We start from the raw sequence: 15607 nt of genomic DNA on the forward strand, positions 1-15607 counted from the left end.
CAGATATACGGATCAGCTAACATGTGAGCTGTAGGGAAAGGTTTAGGTTATCCAGAGCATATAAACTGTCGGAAACCAGCGGTGCCGGGAATGACAAGGTTTGTTGAGGCCCTCATAGAGGTCAAGAGGAGCGACTGCAAGGTCACGAACGCAGTGTATTCTGTGTCCCCTGGCATATCCGTGAAGAGGCTCAGGATAGGCTCGGAAAGGTCTCTTCACATTGTCAGCTGCCGCGGCCACATGGATGAGGTGAAGGAGGAGGCCTGCAAGATAAAGGGTGCCAACGTGTGGAGCAGCGGCAAAGACCTGCTCATGGTGGATGCCCCCAGCTGCTCCGCCTGCAGGGCAGTGTCCGGGATAGACGCCGCGGTCACTGCGAGCAAGAGCGTGGGGCAGCACCATATAGTGTTCAGGTTCCTCTTCCGCTCGAACTCACACATGAAGAACGTCATAAAGATCCTTGCGGATAATGGCCTTGAGCCCAGGGTTGTGGAGGTACAGAAGCCAATGGACCTCACGGAGAGGGAGAAGGAGATACTCCTGGAGGCCTACAGGCAGGGGTACTTCGAGCCTGACAGGAGGGTATCGATGACTGAGCTGGCCAGGCAGATGAACATATCCACACCAACACTGTCCGAGGAGATGAGGAGGATAATGAAGAAACTTGTCAGGAACTACATTGAGGAATCCGTGCCGGAATGAGGCTTCTTCTCCACCTGCTCCCTGACCTTCCTCGCTATCTCGTCGAATATTTTCCTCATCTCCTCAGAGTAGACAACAGCCGGTATCCCCTGGTCTGACTTCTCGACCAGTTCAGCGACCAGTGGTATGCGGCCGAGGAACGGGACGCCGTAGGCCTCAGCTGCCTTCTCCCCTCCTCCCCTCTTGAATATATCCACAGTCTGCCCGCAGTGAGGGCATATGAAGCCGCTCATGTTCTCGACTATGCCAAGGACAGGCACCTTGAGCTGGTTTGCGAAGTTTATGGCCTTTTTCGCGTCCAGGAGCGCTATGTCCTGGGGTGTCACCACTATGACGACCCCGTCAGCATCGATCAGCTGTGATACGCTGAGGGCCTCGTCCCCTGTGCCGGGGGGCATGTCGATGATCACGTAGTCCCTCTCCCCCCACATCACGTCCTCAAGGAACTGCTGTATGGCCTTGTGCCTCAGTGCACCCCTCCATATGACAGCAGTGTCCTCGGTCGGCAGGATGAAGCCCATTGAAACCAGGTCAACACCGTACCTTGTCTTCACGGGCAGTATCTTGTCACCCTGAGCGTAGAGCTTCTCGTTGTCAGCGCCAAGCATCTTCGGGTCGTCAGGGCCGTTTATGTCAGCATCGATCAGCCCGGTTTTCAGGGACTGGTTGGCCAGCGTGACCGCAAGGTTCACGGACACAGTGGACTTGCCCACCCCGCCCTTGCCGCTCATAACCATTATCGTGTGCTTCACGCCCTTATACTTCTGCGACTTCGGCGGCGGCCCTATAATTGGCTGCGGTGGCGGGTTGTTGATCTTAATTGTCCCCTTTGGCATCGGAAGAGTATCTGTTGGCACTATTTTACCTTCTTGAGTGCATTGTGCATCACCCTTATGTCCAGATTACGCATCCACCACCAGGGTGTGTCTCTTGAAGATCCTTGTCAACTGTGCCCTCCCATACGCAAACGGCCCACTGCACCTGGGCCACATAGCTGGAGCTTACCTGGGCGCCGACATATTCGTGCGCTACCACAGGATGGTCGGGGACGATGTCCTCTTCATAAGCGGGAGCGACGAGTACGGCACCCCGATAACGATAACGGCGGACAAGCTCAAGAAGAGCCCCCAGGAGGTGGCTGACTTCTACCACCAGGACCACGAGGAGACATTCAGGGCCCTGGGCATAGAGTTCGACATATTCTCCAGAACGACCTACCCGGAGCACCATGCCACAGTGGCAGAGTTCCTCGACGAGTTCCAGAGGAAGGGCTACCTCTCAGAGGGCACTATGGTCTCAGCGTATTGCCCTGTGGACCAGAGGTTCCTGCCAGACAGGTACGTCCACGGCACGTGCCCGTACTGCGGCTTCAAGGACGCCAGGGGGGACCAGTGCGATGAGTGCGGCAGGACACTGGACCCGAAGGACCTCCTGGAGCCCAGGTGTAGCATATGCGGCACAGCGCCGGAGTTCAGGGAGAGCAGGCACCTCTTCTTCCGCCTGGACCTGTTCGCAGACAGGCTCATGGAGTGGCTAGACTCGAAGGGCTTCTGGAAGCCAAACGTTCTCGCCTTTACCAGGAACTTCATAGGATCCGGCCTCAGGGAGAGGCCGATAACCAGGGACATAAACTGGGGCGTCCCCGTGAGGCTCAGGGGCTTCGAGGACAAGAAGGTCTATGTGTGGTTCGAGGCCCTGATAGGCTACATCTCCGCCGCGAGGATACTGTCGGAGAGGAGGGGCAAGCCTGACCTGTGGAAGGAGTACTACATGGACCCGGAGGCCAGGGTGTACTATTTCATCGGCAAGGACAACATACCGTTCCACACAATAATCTGGCCCGCGATGCTGATGGCAAAGGGCGGCATAAACCTGCCATACGATGTGCCTGCCAACGAGTACCTGAGGTTCAGGGGCCAGCAGTTTTCCAAGAGCAGGGGCATAGGCTTCACGGTGCACGAGGCCCTGAGCGCGGTGCCCAGGGACTACCTGAGGTTCTACATGGCAATGACGCTGCCTGAGAGCGCAGATAGTGACTTCGTCCCTGAAGACCTGGTGGAGAAGGTCAACAGCGAGCTCATAGACAAGTACGGCAACCTGGTGCACCGTGTCGTCTCCCTCTGCAGGAACAACTCCATCGAAAGCCTGGGGCCTCAGGACGGCCTGGACGGGAGGGTGAAGGAAGAGGTGCAGAGGGGCCTTGCAGATTACAGGGACGCACTGGAGCACATCCAGGTCAGGAGGGCGGTGAACAGTTTCCTCTCACTCTCGAAGTTCATCAACGGCTATGTGAACGAGAGCCAGCCCTGGAGGCTACTGAAGGAGGACAGGGAAAGGGGGAGGATGGTGCTGCACACCTGCCTCTACGCCCTGCAGGCCCTGACGGCGATGCTCTACCCTGTGGTGCCTGATGCCGCCAGGAAGGTCTGGGGCATCATAAACCCGGACCGGGAGATCTCGCTGGACGTGAGCGAAGCAACGGTCTTCAGGCCAGCCGGTGGCGAGATACCGTTCAGGAAGATCGACCTGTCATCCATGAACCCGAACTCCCTGGACCTGAGGGTGGCAAGGGTCGTGGATGTGAGGGATCACCCTTCCGCGGACAGGCTCTACCTGTTATCCCTTGACCTGGGCGGCGAGGCCAGGCAGATAGTTGCGGGCCTGAGGAACCACTACAGGCCCGAGCAGCTCAGGGGCAGGAAGATCATAGTTGTCAGGAACCTGAAGAAGAGCAAGATAAGGGGCGAGGTATCTGAGGGCATGATGCTCGCTGCAGACGATGGCCACGGCGTGCACTTCCTGACAGTGGATTCCGATGTGGAGCCAGGCACGCCAGTGTCCCTGGGAGACCTGAACTATAACGGGTCCGGGTCAATAGATGTGGAGGAACTGTCCAGGTTCAACCTAAGGGCCCTGCAGAACGGCGGGAAGAAATACGTGGTTGCCACCGTGGACGGCAGGGAAAAGAGGCTCATGGCCGGAGATGTGCCTGTTGTCTTCGATGGAGACATAGGTGGAGAGGCAAGAGTCAGGTGATGCAGGCCCTTATCCTCTCCTCCACGAACTCCCTGCTCAGGTTGGAGAGGAAGTAGCCCAGCCTGGGGCCAGTATCCTTTCCTATGAGTATCCTGTAGAACGAGGCGAATGCCTTTGAAGGGGCTATCCCCAGGCCCTTGGCTATCCCGTGGACCCTGTTGTGTATCTCCTCCGCGTCCCACCTTATATCCGGTATGGCCCTAAGGAAAGCCTCCAGCACAGCCTTCTCATCGCCGTCCACGACCACCTTCTCCCCCCTGGGCAGGAGCGTGAACTTCACCTGCTCGGGGGCGTATTTTGAAAGCCAGTTCTTCACCACTGATATCTCGAACTCCAGGCCGCCGTCTCCACTGCCCTCCCTGTAACCACTGCGCCTCAGCGCCGCCATGAGGCTATCCCTGTCCTGGTAGATCTGGACAAGCGTCACCAGGTGCCTGAACCTTATGCCGTCTGGCCCGTGTGGGAGATTCCTGATGTACGAAAGCTCGTAGATTGTCCTGAAGTCCTCGTCCTTCAGCGTGTCCAGGCCGTAGTAGGCGTTCTCGTACTTCTCGAACTCATCTATGAGGGAGAGGAGGCCCATGCCCGGGTCGAAGTCTATGTGCCTGGCCGGGTTGGTCTTGGCTATAAGGAACCTGAGTATCTGGGGCGGTGCGAACTCGATCATCTCCGATGCTGCGATGGCCAGGCCCGTGGATGAGTGCATGGCCCCCTTGCCCTTGAGCAGGATCCTCTCGTACATGAGTGGGACGGGTGCCCTTATGCCGAATACCTCCTCCGCTATGCGCTTGCCAGTGTCGTAGGAGCCGCCCGCTGCCCCGTGGTCCTTCCCGAAGGGCTCTATGGTCACGCCCAGGGCGTACCACTTTGCCGGCCACTCTACCCTCCAGGGCATCTTGCCCTCGGCCCTCCTTATATCGGCCCTCCCGCTGTGGCCGCATGTGCATGTGTAATAGACATAGGGCCTCTGGTAGCCGGTTACCCTCGTTGTGTTTATCTTGCCGCAGGCAGAGCATATGGGAGAGTAAGGGTACCAGTCCCCCTCGATCTCCCTCCCGGAGACCTCCTCCAGTATTGCCCTTACCTTCTCCCTGGCGTTGATGACCCGGTCTATGGCGTCCTCGAAGACCCCGCTGCCGTACAGGCCTGAGGTCCTTATGACGCGTGCGCCGACCTCGAGGACTTCCATCACGTGGATGAACGGTGCCAGGAAGTGCTCAGAATAAGTACCGTTGCCGTCAGGTGACGGTATCTTGAAAAGCGGCTTTCCAACGTGCTCCTGGTAGCCCTGGGGAAGGAAGGGATAGACCTTCCGTAAGGGGTCCATGTCATCGCACAGGTATATGAAGTCGCTCCTCAGGCCCTTCTTCAGCAGCGCCCTGTGTATCATGTCGCCGGTGAGGATCTCCCTCATGTTCCCGACGTGTATGGGGCCAGATGGCGATATACCCGTGGAGACCCTGTGGTCTCCCGTGAGGTCCTTGACCAGAGCGTCCGACCAGTGCATGCCTACGACCTATCCTTCCGGGCCCACCAGGCGTGTCCTCAGTATGGATCGGATCTTCACGCCATCTATCTCGTCCACAGGCAGCTTCGAGGCCAGAAGGACTGCCAGCACGACCTTGCCGCCCTCGTCCCTCACGTCCTTGAAAGTCCTCCGGAGTGTCTCGCCGGTGCTCGCAACGTCGTCAATGACCACTATGTTCTTGCCCCTGACGCCTGCGTAGTTGCTGCTGAACAGGCCCTCCTTCCTTGCCGGGTGCGGCCTGTAGACTATGAGCTCCCTGTCCATGATGTAGGATACCATGGTGGCGAAGGGTATGCCGTTTATGGTTATGCCCAGGATAGAGTCGACCTCGAACTGGGACAGCCTTGATTCCTCCTCTATTATGTCCGCCATTATCTCTGCCACGTGGGCGATCCTACCCCCATAGACCCCGAGGCTCCTCCACCCGATCTTGACGTCCTGTACGACCTTCTCCTTCAGGAATTCCTTGCTCAGTAACCACGTGACCGTGTTCACGGAGAGGTGGAGTTCCGTAGATATCTCCTTATCGGACATGCCCTTGTTCTTAAGCTCCAGCGCCCTCTTGTAGAGCTCCTCAAGACTCTTCATCATACACCACCCTGCTGACCGTCCAGAGCCCCGGACTATGAAGGCCCGGAAGCGTTCCCATTCCCTGTGATGTCCATTACCTCCGTTATCCCGGAGACCTCGGGCCACGCCATCCTGCAGGTCCGGTGCGGCAGACCGGCACCCACTCCAGGTGATCCAGGCCCATGGGGCCTCACCCCAGCCTTTAAGCCCTGGCTCAGCGGTTGTTATTTTCTTGAAAATAAAAACATTTCCATAGGGAAGCGCTAGCCGGTCCGTGGAACTCTGGGGCGCACTGACAGTGTGGCCTGCCCTATTCCAGCACTATGTCCTCCACCACGTGGTCACCCCAGTCCCTGTGGAGCTGTTCCCTTATCTTATCCGCCGTCTCCCTGAGCTCCTCCAGCATGACCCTCCTCCTCCCCCACTGCAGCTGCCTGTCACACCACCTGGGGATCACGTGCAGGTGGTAATGCATCACGACCTGGTTGGCACATGGGCCGTTGTTCTGCCCTATGTTCACGGCGTCGGCACCCATGGCCACCATGGCGGACCTGGCAAGCTTCTTGGCCACGCTCTGCACCTTGAGGAAAGCGAGCATGTCTATATCGAATATGTTCTCGAAGTGGCCCTCCGGGACCACCAGGAGATGCCCTGGCTCCACGGGAGCATGGTCCATGAACGCAACGACGCCATCCTCCTTCAGGATCACCGCTGCCTCCTGCTCTCCCTTTGATATCCTGCAGAAGACGCAGTCACTCCTCTGGAACACGGAGAAGCTGCTCATCCAACCACTCTCTTGACCGTGATCGGCGGACACGAAGGCCCACCAGTCAAGATTGTAACACAGCGTTTAAATTTTATTTCACCGACGAGGGGTGCAAAAGTATATCTAATATGCATGAAATAATACGTGGCCGGATGTTCTGGAAGAGCAAGGCACAGAACGAGGACGAGATAATAGTGAGGCAGGCCAACCCTTCCGATGCGAGGGGGATAATAAGCTGCATGCAGAGCGTTATGGATGAGAGGAAGTACCTGGTCAGCGAGTATTACCTGCTAACAGAGAGGGGTGAGCAGGAGAGGATAAGGAATCCGGATGACCTGACCCTTGTGTGCGAGCACAGGAAGGAGATTGTTGGTGTCCTCACGGTGCAGAGGGGCATGTACAGGAAGAACAGGCACGTGGGGACCATGGGCATAGCGATAAAGGCCGGCTACAGGCACAGGGGCCTCGGCACCAGGATGATCACTGAGGCCATAGAGTGGTGCAGGAAGCAGGGCATACTCAAGCTCAACCTCGAGGTGTTCTCATCGAACACGAACGCCATTAGCCTCTACGAGAAGATAGGCTTCGAGAGGGAGGGCGTCAGGAGGAAACAGTTCATAATAGACGGCGAATATGTGGACGATATCCTAATGACGTACTGGACCATGCCCGAGGTACTCAATGGCGGCGTTGAAGGGCAACAAAAACAATAAATGTCAGTTTTTACTGCATGGCTTGTTATGAAGACGATGATCTGGAACATCGACTACTTCTGCAACCTCAGGTGCAAGAGCTGCAACGCCTGGCAGGGCAGGATATTCTTCCCTGAGGAACTCATAGACAAGCACATTTCAGAGATGAAGGCCAACGGCATCAAGATCGTTTCCCTCACTGGCGGTGAGCCAACCCTAAACAGGTCGGTCGAGACCATAGCAAGGAAGCTGAAGGAGAACGGTTTCCTGACGCACATAGCCACAAACGGCACGAACCCCTACGTCCTGCGCAAGCTCTACCCTTACCTCGACGGTATAACGATATCACTTGACAGCAACGTGCCGGAGGAACACAACGCCTACAGAGGGCTCAAGATATTCGATACGGTGGTGAAGACGATCAAGGAGGCGAGGAAGAAGGTAAAGATACTCACCGTCAACATGCTTGTCACCAACTTCAACTACTTCAAGGTTGGCGAAATGGCAGAGTTTGCAAACAACGAGCTGGGCGCCCCGCTCTCCATGTGCTTCCCCGATCAGAGTGCATACTACTTCCAGGACTTCCAGGTCACCAACGACATGATCAGGCAGGCGTTCCTCTACGCCTACGAGAACTATGACAGGCACGTGTTCGGCAACACGAGGAGCTACTACAAGGAGGCTGTGGACTACATAGACGGAAAGCCCGTGACCAGGTGCAGGGCCGGCGAGGTTGTCATGTACACAGACTACATGGGCAGGGTGCACCCGTGCTTCACGCACGTTGAGGTGGTGCAGAACAAGAAGCCAAAGTGGGAGACTTACGAGAACAACTGCAACGAGTGCTTCACCCAGTGCTTCAGGGAGCCCTCCATGGGCAGGTTCTGGGAGGACGCAAAGCTCGTCTCGAGGATATGGTGGTACAACCACGTGAAGATGCGTGAGATACCTGCGCAGCTCGTTGCTGCGGCAACCTCGTAAAGGCCTATTTTTTCAAATATGTTTCAAAAAGGTAGTCTATAAGCCTGTTGACTTCCTCATCTTTTTTCCCAAGGCTCCTCTCATACATTGACCTGAGGCCCACTAGCCTCAGGCTCTCCCTGAAGACTGTGTCCCTCAGATCGACGATCTCGAGGTTCAGCCTGGAAATTGAGGAACTGAGGCCAAGGGCCTCCAGCATCATCCTTGTTCTAGCCTGAGAGCGTCCCTGAGCCTCCTCTGGGCCTCCCTTATCCTCTCCAGGTCCGCCTGAAGACGTCTGACCTCATCCTCCAGAGAAGCCTTCCTCCTCTTCAGCTCCTGTAGCAGTGCTTCCTGCTCGGCATCGCTCATTGAGGACAGCCCGGAGAGGTCCATTGGGAGCCTCTCAGAGGAACTCCTCCAGGACATCCTGCGGTATTGGCCTCACTTCCCTCTCTATGGGCGGCTTCTCGCTGAGCACCGGATCGAGCTCCTCGTACCTCTTGTCCGTGTTCTCGTATATTATGCCGATTGGTATCCTGTCACCCCACTCCAGGGCGAGCCTGTAGGCCTCCTCGAAGTTTGATGTGTCATGCTGCGGCTTGTAGACCCTCTTCCTGAAGAAGTCGTAGGTGTTGATCTTGTTGTATGTGACGCAGGGGCTCATCACGTCTATGAAGGCAAAGCCCTTGTGCTGTATGCCCTTCTTTATGACCTCCTTCAGGTGCAGGGCATCTCCGGAAAAGGCTCTGGCAACAAACGTCGCGCCTGCGGCCAGTGCAAAGGTCAGCGGGTTCACCGGCTTCTCCACGTTGCCGTCAGGTGTGGACTTCGTCACCATGCCTATCTGCGACGTGGGCGACGCCTGGCCTGTTGTGAGGCCGAATATCTGGTTGTCCGACACTATGTATGTTATGTCCACGTTCCTCTTCGCTGTGTGGTAGAAGTGCTGCGTTCCCTCGAAGAACCCGTCACCGTCCCCACCGTAGGCTATGACCGTCAGCTTCGGGTTCGCCCACTTTATGGCAGAGGCAACGGGCAGCAGCCTTCCATGGATGCCGTGGAAGCCGTACCAGTTGGCGTACTCCGGCAGGTTGCTGGAGCAGCCTATTCCAGACACGACCACTGCGTCCTTCGGCTCGATGCCCAGCTCGACAAGCGCGCCCTGGATTGCCGAGAGCTGCGCGAAGTTGCCGCAGCCAGGGCACCAGTCAGGCCTGACCCTCCCCTTGTAGTCGTTGAGTGTGACCATTACCATCACCTCTTCACCGTAACCGTGACGGCTATCTTCTTCTCGATCTCATCTGCAAGGGCCCCTGGGTAGAAGCTCTCTCCGTCATACTTCGTTACGAGCTCCGTCTGGACCAGGAACTCCGACCTCAGGAGCCTTGCGAACTGGCCAGAGAAGTTGTTCTCTACCACTATTATCTTCTTCTTTCCCCTGAGGAGATCGCCTATGTCAGGGTTCAGCGGGAATACGTGGTTGACCTCTATGGCACCGACCTTTATGCCCCTCTCCCTGAGTATGTCTATCGCCTCTTCAACGACACCTCTGGTGCCGCCCCACTGGACCACGGCGTACTCCGCGTCCTCGTACCTGTAGGTCTCTGTGGGCGGTATCTCCTTGAGGTAGGTCTGCAGCTTCCTCATCCTCTTCTCCATCTGTTCCCTCCTCGGGGTCGGATCGGTTACTGCATCGCTCACCACGTCGCCGTACTCGTTGTGCTCATCTGAATCCTCATTGTGCATGAGGCCACTCATACCAGGTATTGCCCTGGGAGATATGCCGTCGTCGGTCAGCGCGTACCTCTTGTAGTCTGGCGTGTTCTCCTCGGCGTACTTGCCCCTCTCAATGCGCACACTTGTGTCCAGGTTCTCCACTGTCTCATAGTGCTCAGCTATGTAGAGGTCTGACATGAGTATGACCGGCGTCTGGTATTTCTCAGCCAGGTTCAGCGCCTCCCTGGCGAGGTCATATGCGTCCTTCACGTCCCTGGCAGCCAGCACGATCCTGGGGAAGTCGCCCTGTGATGCCCCGAGGACCAGGTTCAGGTCGCCCTGCTCTGTCTTTGTTGGAAGGCCTGTCGATGGGCCTGCCCTCTGTGCCTCGTAGACAACGAGAGGCACCTCCATCATGCCAGCCATTCCCAGGGCCTCAACCATCAGTGAGAAACCACCGCCAGATGATCCGGTCATGGCCCTCACGCCAGCGTAGTTGGCGCCTATGGCCATGTTTATGGCGGATATCTCGTCCTCCGGGATCTTCACAAAGACGCCGAACTTCTTGGCATGCGATGCGAGGAAGTGCAGCGCAGAAGAGGCGGGCGTCATGGGGTAGCCGAAGTACATTTTCAGGCCTGCGCTCACCGCACCTAGGCCCACTGCCTCTCCACCGCTTATCAGGTAGTACCTCTTGTTCGAGGTCTTCAGCTTCTTGTTGAGCTTCTTGAAGTTCTTCAGGTAATACTCGTAGCCCTCCTTCGCCGCGTTCACGTTCTGCTCTGCCACCTCCCCCTTGTTGCCAAACTGGTCCCGGATCACTCCGGCGAGGACCTCAAAGTCCATCCCGATTGATGCCATGGCAGCGCCTATGGCAACCGTGTTCTTCATGAGGGCGTTCCTGCTGTACTTCGACGCTATTGAGGTAAGCGGCATGGAGACGTAGTTGACCTTCTCCTGCTTGTACCCCTTGATGGAGTCGTCGAAGATCGCGATCCCGTCCTCGGAGAGTGGCGACGCACCACCCTCGTTTATGTTGGGGTTTGTGTGTCTCTCAAGCGCGTCCTTGTTGAGTGCAATGAGGATATCTAAACCATCGCCCTGTGACTTGACCTTCCTGTCTGAGGCCCTGACCTGGTACCAACTGTACCCTCCCCTGATGATGCTCTGATAGTAATTGTAAGTGTTCACGTGGAGGCCACTTCTGGAAAAGGTTTTGGCCAGTATGAGACCGGCAGACTGGACACCATCACCGGCAGCTCCGCCCACCCTTATTATAACCTCATCCGGTTTCATTCGATCACCTGTTAGCCCGAATCTCCTTGAAGGCTCACTTGCTGTCCTTCGTATTGTTCCTTGCTATTTAACTGTTTTTTGATTTTTTTCAAATAAAAGTGCAAAAATGAGCTCCGCCCGCAGACAGTCCTCCGGAAACGGCCGCTGGTGTTGTGAAAATATCTATCCCGGGCCGGAAAATCGCCATCGATTTATACGTTCATTCTATGACAGTGCATGAAGAGGATAGAGAGGGACGTTCTGGGAGAAGTGGAGATAGACGACAGCTGCTACTACGGTGTCAACACCGCACGTGCAGTAGACAATTTCCGCATCTCTGGCCTAAGGGCAGACGCGGATCACATAATCTCAATGGTGACAATTAAGGAGGCCGCCGCCATCGCGAACTGGAAGGGCGGCCGCCTGAGCGAGGATAGGAAGGACGCCATAGTGAAGGCCTGCGAGAGGATCAGGGCAGGCGAGCTCCATGACCAGTTTGTGATCGATGTATACCAGGCGGGTGCCGGAACATCGTTCAACATGAATGCAAATGAGGTGATAGCGAACCTTGCCCTCACCATAGCCGGAAGGAAGAAGGGCGAGTATGAGTACATCCATCCCAACGACCACGTGAACATGAGCCAGTCCACAAACGACGCTTTCCCGACCATGATGAGGATTACGGCTGTGAAGAAGGCCCACAGGCTCAGGGACGAGGTGGAGATGCTCATCGATTCGTTCAAGAAAAAGGCACAGGAGTTCAAGGACGTTGTGAAGCCGGGCAGGACGCACCTGCAGGACGCAGCGCCAGTGACACTCGGTCTGGAATTCTCGGCATGGGCCTACACGATGGAGAAGAACATGAGGGAACTGGACAGCGCCATAGACTACCTGATGGAGCTCAACATAGGTGGTACCGCAGTGGGCACAGGCATAAACACTTCCCCGAACTACAAGCACAACGTGGTGGCAGAGATATCCAGGATAACTGGCTACAACTTCCGGGAGAGCGATAACCTGCCGGGCATAATGGAGTTCATGACCGACTTCTCGAGGCTAATGAACGCTGTCACTAACATGGCACTGGACATAAACAAGATATCCAACGACATAAGGCTCCTCTACTCCGGCCCGGGCGCCGGGCTGCACGAGATAACGATACCCGCTGTGCAGCAGGGCTCCTCCATAATGCCTGGCAAGGTCAACCCCTCCATTGCGGAAGCGATGAACATGATATGCCACTCTGTGATCGGAGCGCAGCAGGCGGTTAACTTTTCGGTTCAGGCGGGGCAGCTGGAACTTAACGTGATGATGCCTAACATAGACTACGAGCTGTCGAGGTCCCTGGACATAATGCGCAACGGCCTCAGGATGTTCCGCACAAAGCTCATAGACGGCATACAGGCCAACAGGGAGGCCTGCAAGGAACACCTCTCCAAGAGCTTCGGCTCAGCCGCTCTCCTTAACCCGTACCTCGGCTACGACAGCGTGGCCAAGATTGTCATGGAATCCCTGCACACAGGGAAGTCAATAAAGGAGCTCGCACTGGCAACTGGGAAGATCACGGAGAAGCAATTCGACGAGATCATGAGCAGCGGGATCCCAAAGTGACCACCACATCATTTCTGTCCCTGTGCTCCGGAGACATGCCGGAGCAGCCCTGATTTTTAATGGCCGGAGAGGGCCTCATAATGTTGAGGCATATCCTTTCCTGCCTTAGTTACTGGGACTGCCACCGGCCCAGGAGCGCAGAAAAATGTAGGTTGCCCCCTCAGTGGCCTCCTCAGGTCCCCTATATGCCGACCCACGGGTTTTTCCTGTAGGCCTTGGTCACCATATCGGTCTCGAATCCCTCCACGCCGTCCATCCTCTTGAGGGAGTCCTCGAACTCCTGGAGGCTCTCTATGTTCAGGAAGAGGGCCTCGAGTATGAGGATTCCGTTCTCCCTTGTCCTGTAGAGGCTCAGTATGCTTGAGTTCAGCAGGAGCTTACGCGCAAGCTCGTCCATATTCTCCTGCCTCACCCTTATTTTCATATAGACCTTTATGCTGTTCTCCACAGCCCTTAGGTTCACCAGGGCGGAGAAACCTATTATGATGCCCTTCTCCACCAGGGCCGATATCCTCCTCCTGACCGTTGCCTCGCTGGTGCGCAGCGTCTTTGCGAGCTCGGCGTTTGACATCCTCGCGTTGTACCTCAAGAGGCATATGATCTCCTTGTCAAGCTCGTCCACCGGCAGAAGTGAGGGGTTCAGCTTCGCCCACCTCAGCGCAATGTCGCAGCTGTAGCCCTCGAGGTAGTCCTCCTTTACCTCACTCCCCTCCATGCTGGATGTATCGCTATATCTTATCTAACCTTCGCTCCCCATCCACCTGCCATGGCACTTTATAAGGGTGCTTGGCATCCTCAGTAGGATGCGAATCTACGTGGAATCCTACGGCTGCACCCTCAACAGGGCCGAGACCGGGCTCTATGTGAACAGGCTGCTCTCAGAGGGTGCCGAGCTGGTCCAGAGGCCGGAGGAAGCGGATATAGGCGTAATAGGCACGTGTGTGGTCATAAGGCACACGGAGGAGAAGATGCTCAGGCGCATAGAAGAGCTGAGCAGTAAGGTCAGGGTAAAGGTCACAGGATGCCTCCCCGCAGTGTCAGCGGGCCAGCTCGAGGGTGGGGCTGTTGAAGTCTTGAAGCCCAGGGAGGCCAGGTCACTCTACACAGGTTACCTTGACGACGTGGAGATAAGGGAGGCGTCCATCTTTGAGGGGATACCCATAAACCAGGGGTGCACCGGGAGCTGCAGCTACTGCATATCCAGGGTCTCCAGGGGAAAGCTCCTCTCAAGGCCTGTGGAGAAGATAGTGAAGCAGGTGGAGATGCAGCTGGAGAGGGGGATCAGGGAGATAAGGCTGACCAGCCTGGACACGGCCGCCTACGGAAAGGATACCGGCCACAGGCTCCCCGAACTGGTCGCCGCAATTCTCAGGATACCGAAGGACTTCAGGCTCCGCGTGGGCATGATGGAGCCCAAGAACGCCGGGGAGATTGCGGAGGAACTGTTCCGCACCTATTCAGACCCGAGGGTCTTCAGGTTCCTCCACCTGCCTGTGCAGAGCGGCGATGACAGGGTTCTGAGGGACATGAACAGGGAATACACGGTCTCGGACTTCGAGAGGATCGTCAGGATGTTCAGGGAGAGGTTCCCTGATTCCACACTTTCGACAGACATAATATGCGGCTACCACAGCGACGATGAGGAGAGCTTCGAGAACACAGTGAGGCTCATAGAGAGGACAGAGCCGGAGATAATCAACATAACGAGGTTCTCACCCAGGCCCTTCACGAAGGACTTCGGGTCGAAAACGCCACCATCCAACGTGATGGGCAGGTGGAGCAGGGCGCTGACGGAACTGCACAGGGAGATCTCGGCCAGGAAGATGGCTTCTCTGGTTGGAAGGACGGAGGCCATAATCTTCGCAGAGAGGGGGAAGCAGGGCACCACGGTTGGCAGGGACAGTGCCTACAGGCCCGTCGTCGTGCCCGGAGAGTATCCACTTTACGGCGAGGCACAGGTAGAGGTCGTGGACAGCACAGAGACCTACCTGGTCGGGAGGGTCATCTGACCTCCACGCCCTCCACCCTCCTCCTCAGGTCCCTTTCGCAGTTCGTGCAGCACGCGTAGAGCGTCCTGCCCATGAACTCCACCTCTATGGGCTTTCCATCTATGAACTTCCCGCAGTAGTCACACTTCACACCCCTTACAGGCGAGAAGGAATACACGTATCTCTTCTTCACATATTCTATGGCCAGATGGCCCTGGCCGCTCAGCTCCCTGAGGCACTCAGGCCTGATCAGTACCAGGCTCTCCTCACCCAGCAGATCCAGGCGCTCCACCACGCAAGAATCTGGAACGCTCTCTGGATCCCTGGTCCTAAGGAGCACCATGTCGCCCTCGTCCATGTCGGTGATCACAGTAAACCTCCTAATACGCCCCTTTTCAAGTAGAGACCTGAGGACCTTCGATGCGGTGACCCTGGTCACGCCCAGCCTCTCCGAGAGATCAGTGAGGCTCATCCGTGCGTCCCTCTGTAGAAGTGTGATCATCATGCTCTCGATGTCTGCCCTATCGCTCACCATGGTGTCACAATCATACTGTGTGTAATATACATTCTGATCGAGTCATGGTAATGTAACCCCACGTGATGCACGGCATATGAAGAAGTACGAGGATGTGGTGTGCGGCATGAAGGTGGGTGAGGACACCCCTTACACGAGCGAGTACGGGGGGAAGAAGTACTACTTCTGCTGCGGGCACTGCAAGGAGCAGTTTGACGCAAACCCCCTGAAGTACGTGAGGTGACA

At 56.5% G+C, this 15607-nt stretch carries 17 protein-coding genes; 7 read left to right on the forward strand and 10 right to left on the reverse strand.

What is annotated here, in order from left to right; all coding sequences use genetic code 11:
• Positions 1 to 90: 90 nt before the first annotated feature.
• Complete coding sequence (locus tag IEW66_RS01315; RefSeq protein WP_188679653.1) at positions 91 to 702, forward strand: helix-turn-helix domain-containing protein; 612 nt, start codon at positions 91 to 93, stop codon at positions 700 to 702.
• Here the strand turns inward: IEW66_RS01315 and IEW66_RS01320 are convergent.
• Entirely contained in the window at positions 675 to 1538 is an 864-nt protein-coding gene (locus tag IEW66_RS01320; RefSeq protein WP_188679655.1) for an Mrp/NBP35 family ATP-binding protein, read from the reverse strand. The two genes, IEW66_RS01315 and IEW66_RS01320, sit on opposite strands and share 28 nt — an antisense overlap.
• A gap of 94 nt (positions 1539 to 1632) precedes the next feature.
• On the opposite strand from IEW66_RS01320, the gene metG reads away from it, so the two are divergent.
• Complete coding sequence (metG, locus tag IEW66_RS01325) at positions 1633 to 3738, forward strand: methionine--tRNA ligase (RefSeq protein WP_188679657.1); 2106 nt, start codon at positions 1633 to 1635, stop codon at positions 3736 to 3738.
• On the opposite strand, the gene lysS is transcribed toward metG, so the two are convergent.
• From lysS to IEW66_RS01340, 3 genes are all read right to left on the reverse strand, one after another.
• Complete coding sequence (lysS, locus tag IEW66_RS01330) at positions 3731 to 5245, reverse strand: lysine--tRNA ligase (protein ID WP_188679659.1); 1515 nt, start codon at positions 5243 to 5245, stop codon at positions 3731 to 3733. The two genes, metG and lysS, sit on opposite strands and share 8 nt — an antisense overlap.
• A gap of 9 nt (positions 5246 to 5254) precedes the next feature.
• Positions 5255 to 5857 (reverse strand): orotate phosphoribosyltransferase-like protein, encoded by a 603-nt coding sequence (locus tag IEW66_RS01335; protein WP_229657415.1) that lies wholly within the window; start codon positions 5855 to 5857, stop codon positions 5255 to 5257.
• 289 nt (positions 5858 to 6146) lie between these two features.
• Positions 6147 to 6620 carry an HIT family protein gene (locus IEW66_RS01340; protein ID WP_188679663.1) on the reverse strand — a complete coding sequence of 158 codons (474 nt, stop codon included), beginning with the start codon at positions 6618 to 6620 and terminating at the stop codon, positions 6147 to 6149.
• Positions 6621 to 6754: 134 nt separating this feature from the next.
• Here IEW66_RS01340 and IEW66_RS01345 point away from each other — a divergent pair, with 134 nt between their 5' ends.
• Positions 6755 to 7315: a GNAT family N-acetyltransferase gene (locus IEW66_RS01345; RefSeq protein WP_188679665.1), complete on the forward strand. Its 561-nt coding sequence runs from the start codon at positions 6755 to 6757 to the stop codon at positions 7313 to 7315.
• A 27-nt stretch (positions 7316 to 7342) separates the two neighbouring features.
• The gene (locus IEW66_RS01350; RefSeq protein WP_229657416.1) at positions 7343 to 8275 is read left to right on the forward strand and encodes a radical SAM protein; all 933 of its coding nucleotides are present in this window, start codon (positions 7343 to 7345) and stop codon (positions 8273 to 8275) included.
• A gap of 4 nt (positions 8276 to 8279) precedes the next feature.
• Here IEW66_RS01350 and IEW66_RS01355 read toward each other — a convergent pair whose 3' ends face one another.
• The 4 genes from IEW66_RS01355 to IEW66_RS01370 are packed head-to-tail and all read right to left on the reverse strand — an operon-like array spanning position 8280 to position 11269.
• Complete coding sequence (locus IEW66_RS01355) at positions 8280 to 8477, reverse strand: hypothetical protein (protein WP_075057162.1); 198 nt, start codon at positions 8475 to 8477, stop codon at positions 8280 to 8282.
• The gene (locus tag IEW66_RS01360; RefSeq protein ID WP_229657417.1) at positions 8474 to 8626 is read right to left on the reverse strand and encodes a hypothetical protein; all 153 of its coding nucleotides are present in this window, start codon (positions 8624 to 8626) and stop codon (positions 8474 to 8476) included. The genes IEW66_RS01355 and IEW66_RS01360 overlap by 4 nt, the downstream gene beginning before the upstream one ends.
• Positions 8627 to 8660: 34 nt before the next feature.
• The gene (locus tag IEW66_RS01365; RefSeq protein ID WP_188679667.1) at positions 8661 to 9506 is read right to left on the reverse strand and encodes a thiamine pyrophosphate-dependent enzyme; all 846 of its coding nucleotides are present in this window, start codon (positions 9504 to 9506) and stop codon (positions 8661 to 8663) included.
• A gap of 5 nt (positions 9507 to 9511) precedes the next feature.
• The gene (locus IEW66_RS01370) at positions 9512 to 11269 is read right to left on the reverse strand and encodes a 2-oxoacid:acceptor oxidoreductase subunit alpha (protein WP_188679669.1); all 1758 of its coding nucleotides are present in this window, start codon (positions 11267 to 11269) and stop codon (positions 9512 to 9514) included.
• Positions 11270 to 11485: 216 nt separating this feature from the next.
• Here IEW66_RS01370 and IEW66_RS01375 point away from each other — a divergent pair, with 216 nt between their 5' ends.
• A complete protein-coding gene (locus IEW66_RS01375; RefSeq protein WP_188679671.1) occupies positions 11486 to 12859 on the forward strand; it encodes an aspartate ammonia-lyase in 1374 nt (457 codons plus the stop codon).
• A gap of 181 nt (positions 12860 to 13040) precedes the next feature.
• On the opposite strand, the gene IEW66_RS01380 is transcribed toward IEW66_RS01375, so the two are convergent.
• Entirely contained in the window at positions 13041 to 13574 is a 534-nt protein-coding gene (locus tag IEW66_RS01380; RefSeq protein WP_188679673.1) for an Lrp/AsnC family transcriptional regulator, read from the reverse strand.
• A gap of 88 nt (positions 13575 to 13662) precedes the next feature.
• Here IEW66_RS01380 and IEW66_RS01385 point away from each other — a divergent pair, with 88 nt between their 5' ends.
• The gene (locus IEW66_RS01385) at positions 13663 to 14868 is read left to right on the forward strand and encodes a tRNA (N(6)-L-threonylcarbamoyladenosine(37)-C(2))-methylthiotransferase (protein WP_188679675.1); all 1206 of its coding nucleotides are present in this window, start codon (positions 13663 to 13665) and stop codon (positions 14866 to 14868) included.
• On the opposite strand, the gene IEW66_RS01390 is transcribed toward IEW66_RS01385, so the two are convergent.
• Positions 14861 to 15382 (reverse strand): DUF977 family protein, encoded by a 522-nt coding sequence (locus IEW66_RS01390; protein ID WP_188679677.1) that lies wholly within the window; start codon positions 15380 to 15382, stop codon positions 14861 to 14863. The two genes, IEW66_RS01385 and IEW66_RS01390, sit on opposite strands and share 8 nt — an antisense overlap.
• A 76-nt stretch (positions 15383 to 15458) precedes the next feature.
• Between IEW66_RS01390 and IEW66_RS01395 the strand changes: the two genes are divergently transcribed.
• Entirely contained in the window at positions 15459 to 15605 is a 147-nt protein-coding gene (locus IEW66_RS01395; RefSeq protein WP_188679679.1) for a YHS domain-containing protein, read from the forward strand.
• The last annotated feature ends 2 nt before the right edge of the window (positions 15606 to 15607 follow it).

Origin of the sequence: Thermogymnomonas acidicola, assembly GCF_014646795.1 — an archaeon.
GTDB lineage: Archaea > Thermoplasmatota > Thermoplasmata > Thermoplasmatales > Thermoplasmataceae > Thermogymnomonas > Thermogymnomonas acidicola.

Excerpts from the sequence above, each read along its gene's own strand:
- IEW66_RS01315 (WP_188679653.1), top strand. The coding sequence starts at position 91 with ATGACAAGGTTTGTTGAGGCCCTCATAGAGGTCAAGAGGAGCGACTGC.
- IEW66_RS01320 (WP_188679655.1), bottom strand. The coding sequence starts at position 1,538 with ATGCCAAAGGGGACAATTAAGATCAACAACCCGCCACCGCAGCCAATT.
- lysS (WP_188679659.1), bottom strand. The coding sequence starts at position 5,245 with ATGCACTGGTCGGACGCTCTGGTCAAGGACCTCACGGGAGACCACAGG.
- IEW66_RS01335 (WP_229657415.1), bottom strand. The coding sequence starts at position 5,857 with ATGATGAAGAGTCTTGAGGAGCTCTACAAGAGGGCGCTGGAGCTTAAG.
- IEW66_RS01340 (WP_188679663.1), bottom strand. The coding sequence starts at position 6,620 with ATGAGCAGCTTCTCCGTGTTCCAGAGGAGTGACTGCGTCTTCTGCAGG.
- IEW66_RS01345 (WP_188679665.1), top strand. The coding sequence starts at position 6,755 with ATGTTCTGGAAGAGCAAGGCACAGAACGAGGACGAGATAATAGTGAGG.
- IEW66_RS01350 (WP_229657416.1), top strand. The coding sequence starts at position 7,343 with ATGAAGACGATGATCTGGAACATCGACTACTTCTGCAACCTCAGGTGC.
- IEW66_RS01355 (WP_075057162.1), bottom strand. The coding sequence starts at position 8,477 with ATGATGCTGGAGGCCCTTGGCCTCAGTTCCTCAATTTCCAGGCTGAAC.
- IEW66_RS01360 (WP_229657417.1), bottom strand. The coding sequence starts at position 8,626 with ATGAGCGATGCCGAGCAGGAAGCACTGCTACAGGAGCTGAAGAGGAGG.
- IEW66_RS01365 (WP_188679667.1), bottom strand. The coding sequence starts at position 9,506 with ATGGTCACACTCAACGACTACAAGGGGAGGGTCAGGCCTGACTGGTGC.
- IEW66_RS01370 (WP_188679669.1), bottom strand. The coding sequence starts at position 11,269 with ATGAAACCGGATGAGGTTATAATAAGGGTGGGCGGAGCTGCCGGTGAT.
- IEW66_RS01375 (WP_188679671.1), top strand. The coding sequence starts at position 11,486 with ATGAAGAGGATAGAGAGGGACGTTCTGGGAGAAGTGGAGATAGACGAC.
- IEW66_RS01380 (WP_188679673.1), bottom strand. The coding sequence starts at position 13,574 with ATGGAGGGGAGTGAGGTAAAGGAGGACTACCTCGAGGGCTACAGCTGC.
- IEW66_RS01385 (WP_188679675.1), top strand. The coding sequence starts at position 13,663 with ATGCGAATCTACGTGGAATCCTACGGCTGCACCCTCAACAGGGCCGAG.
- IEW66_RS01390 (WP_188679677.1), bottom strand. The coding sequence starts at position 15,382 with ATGGTGAGCGATAGGGCAGACATCGAGAGCATGATGATCACACTTCTA.
- IEW66_RS01395 (WP_188679679.1), top strand. The coding sequence starts at position 15,459 with ATGAAGAAGTACGAGGATGTGGTGTGCGGCATGAAGGTGGGTGAGGAC.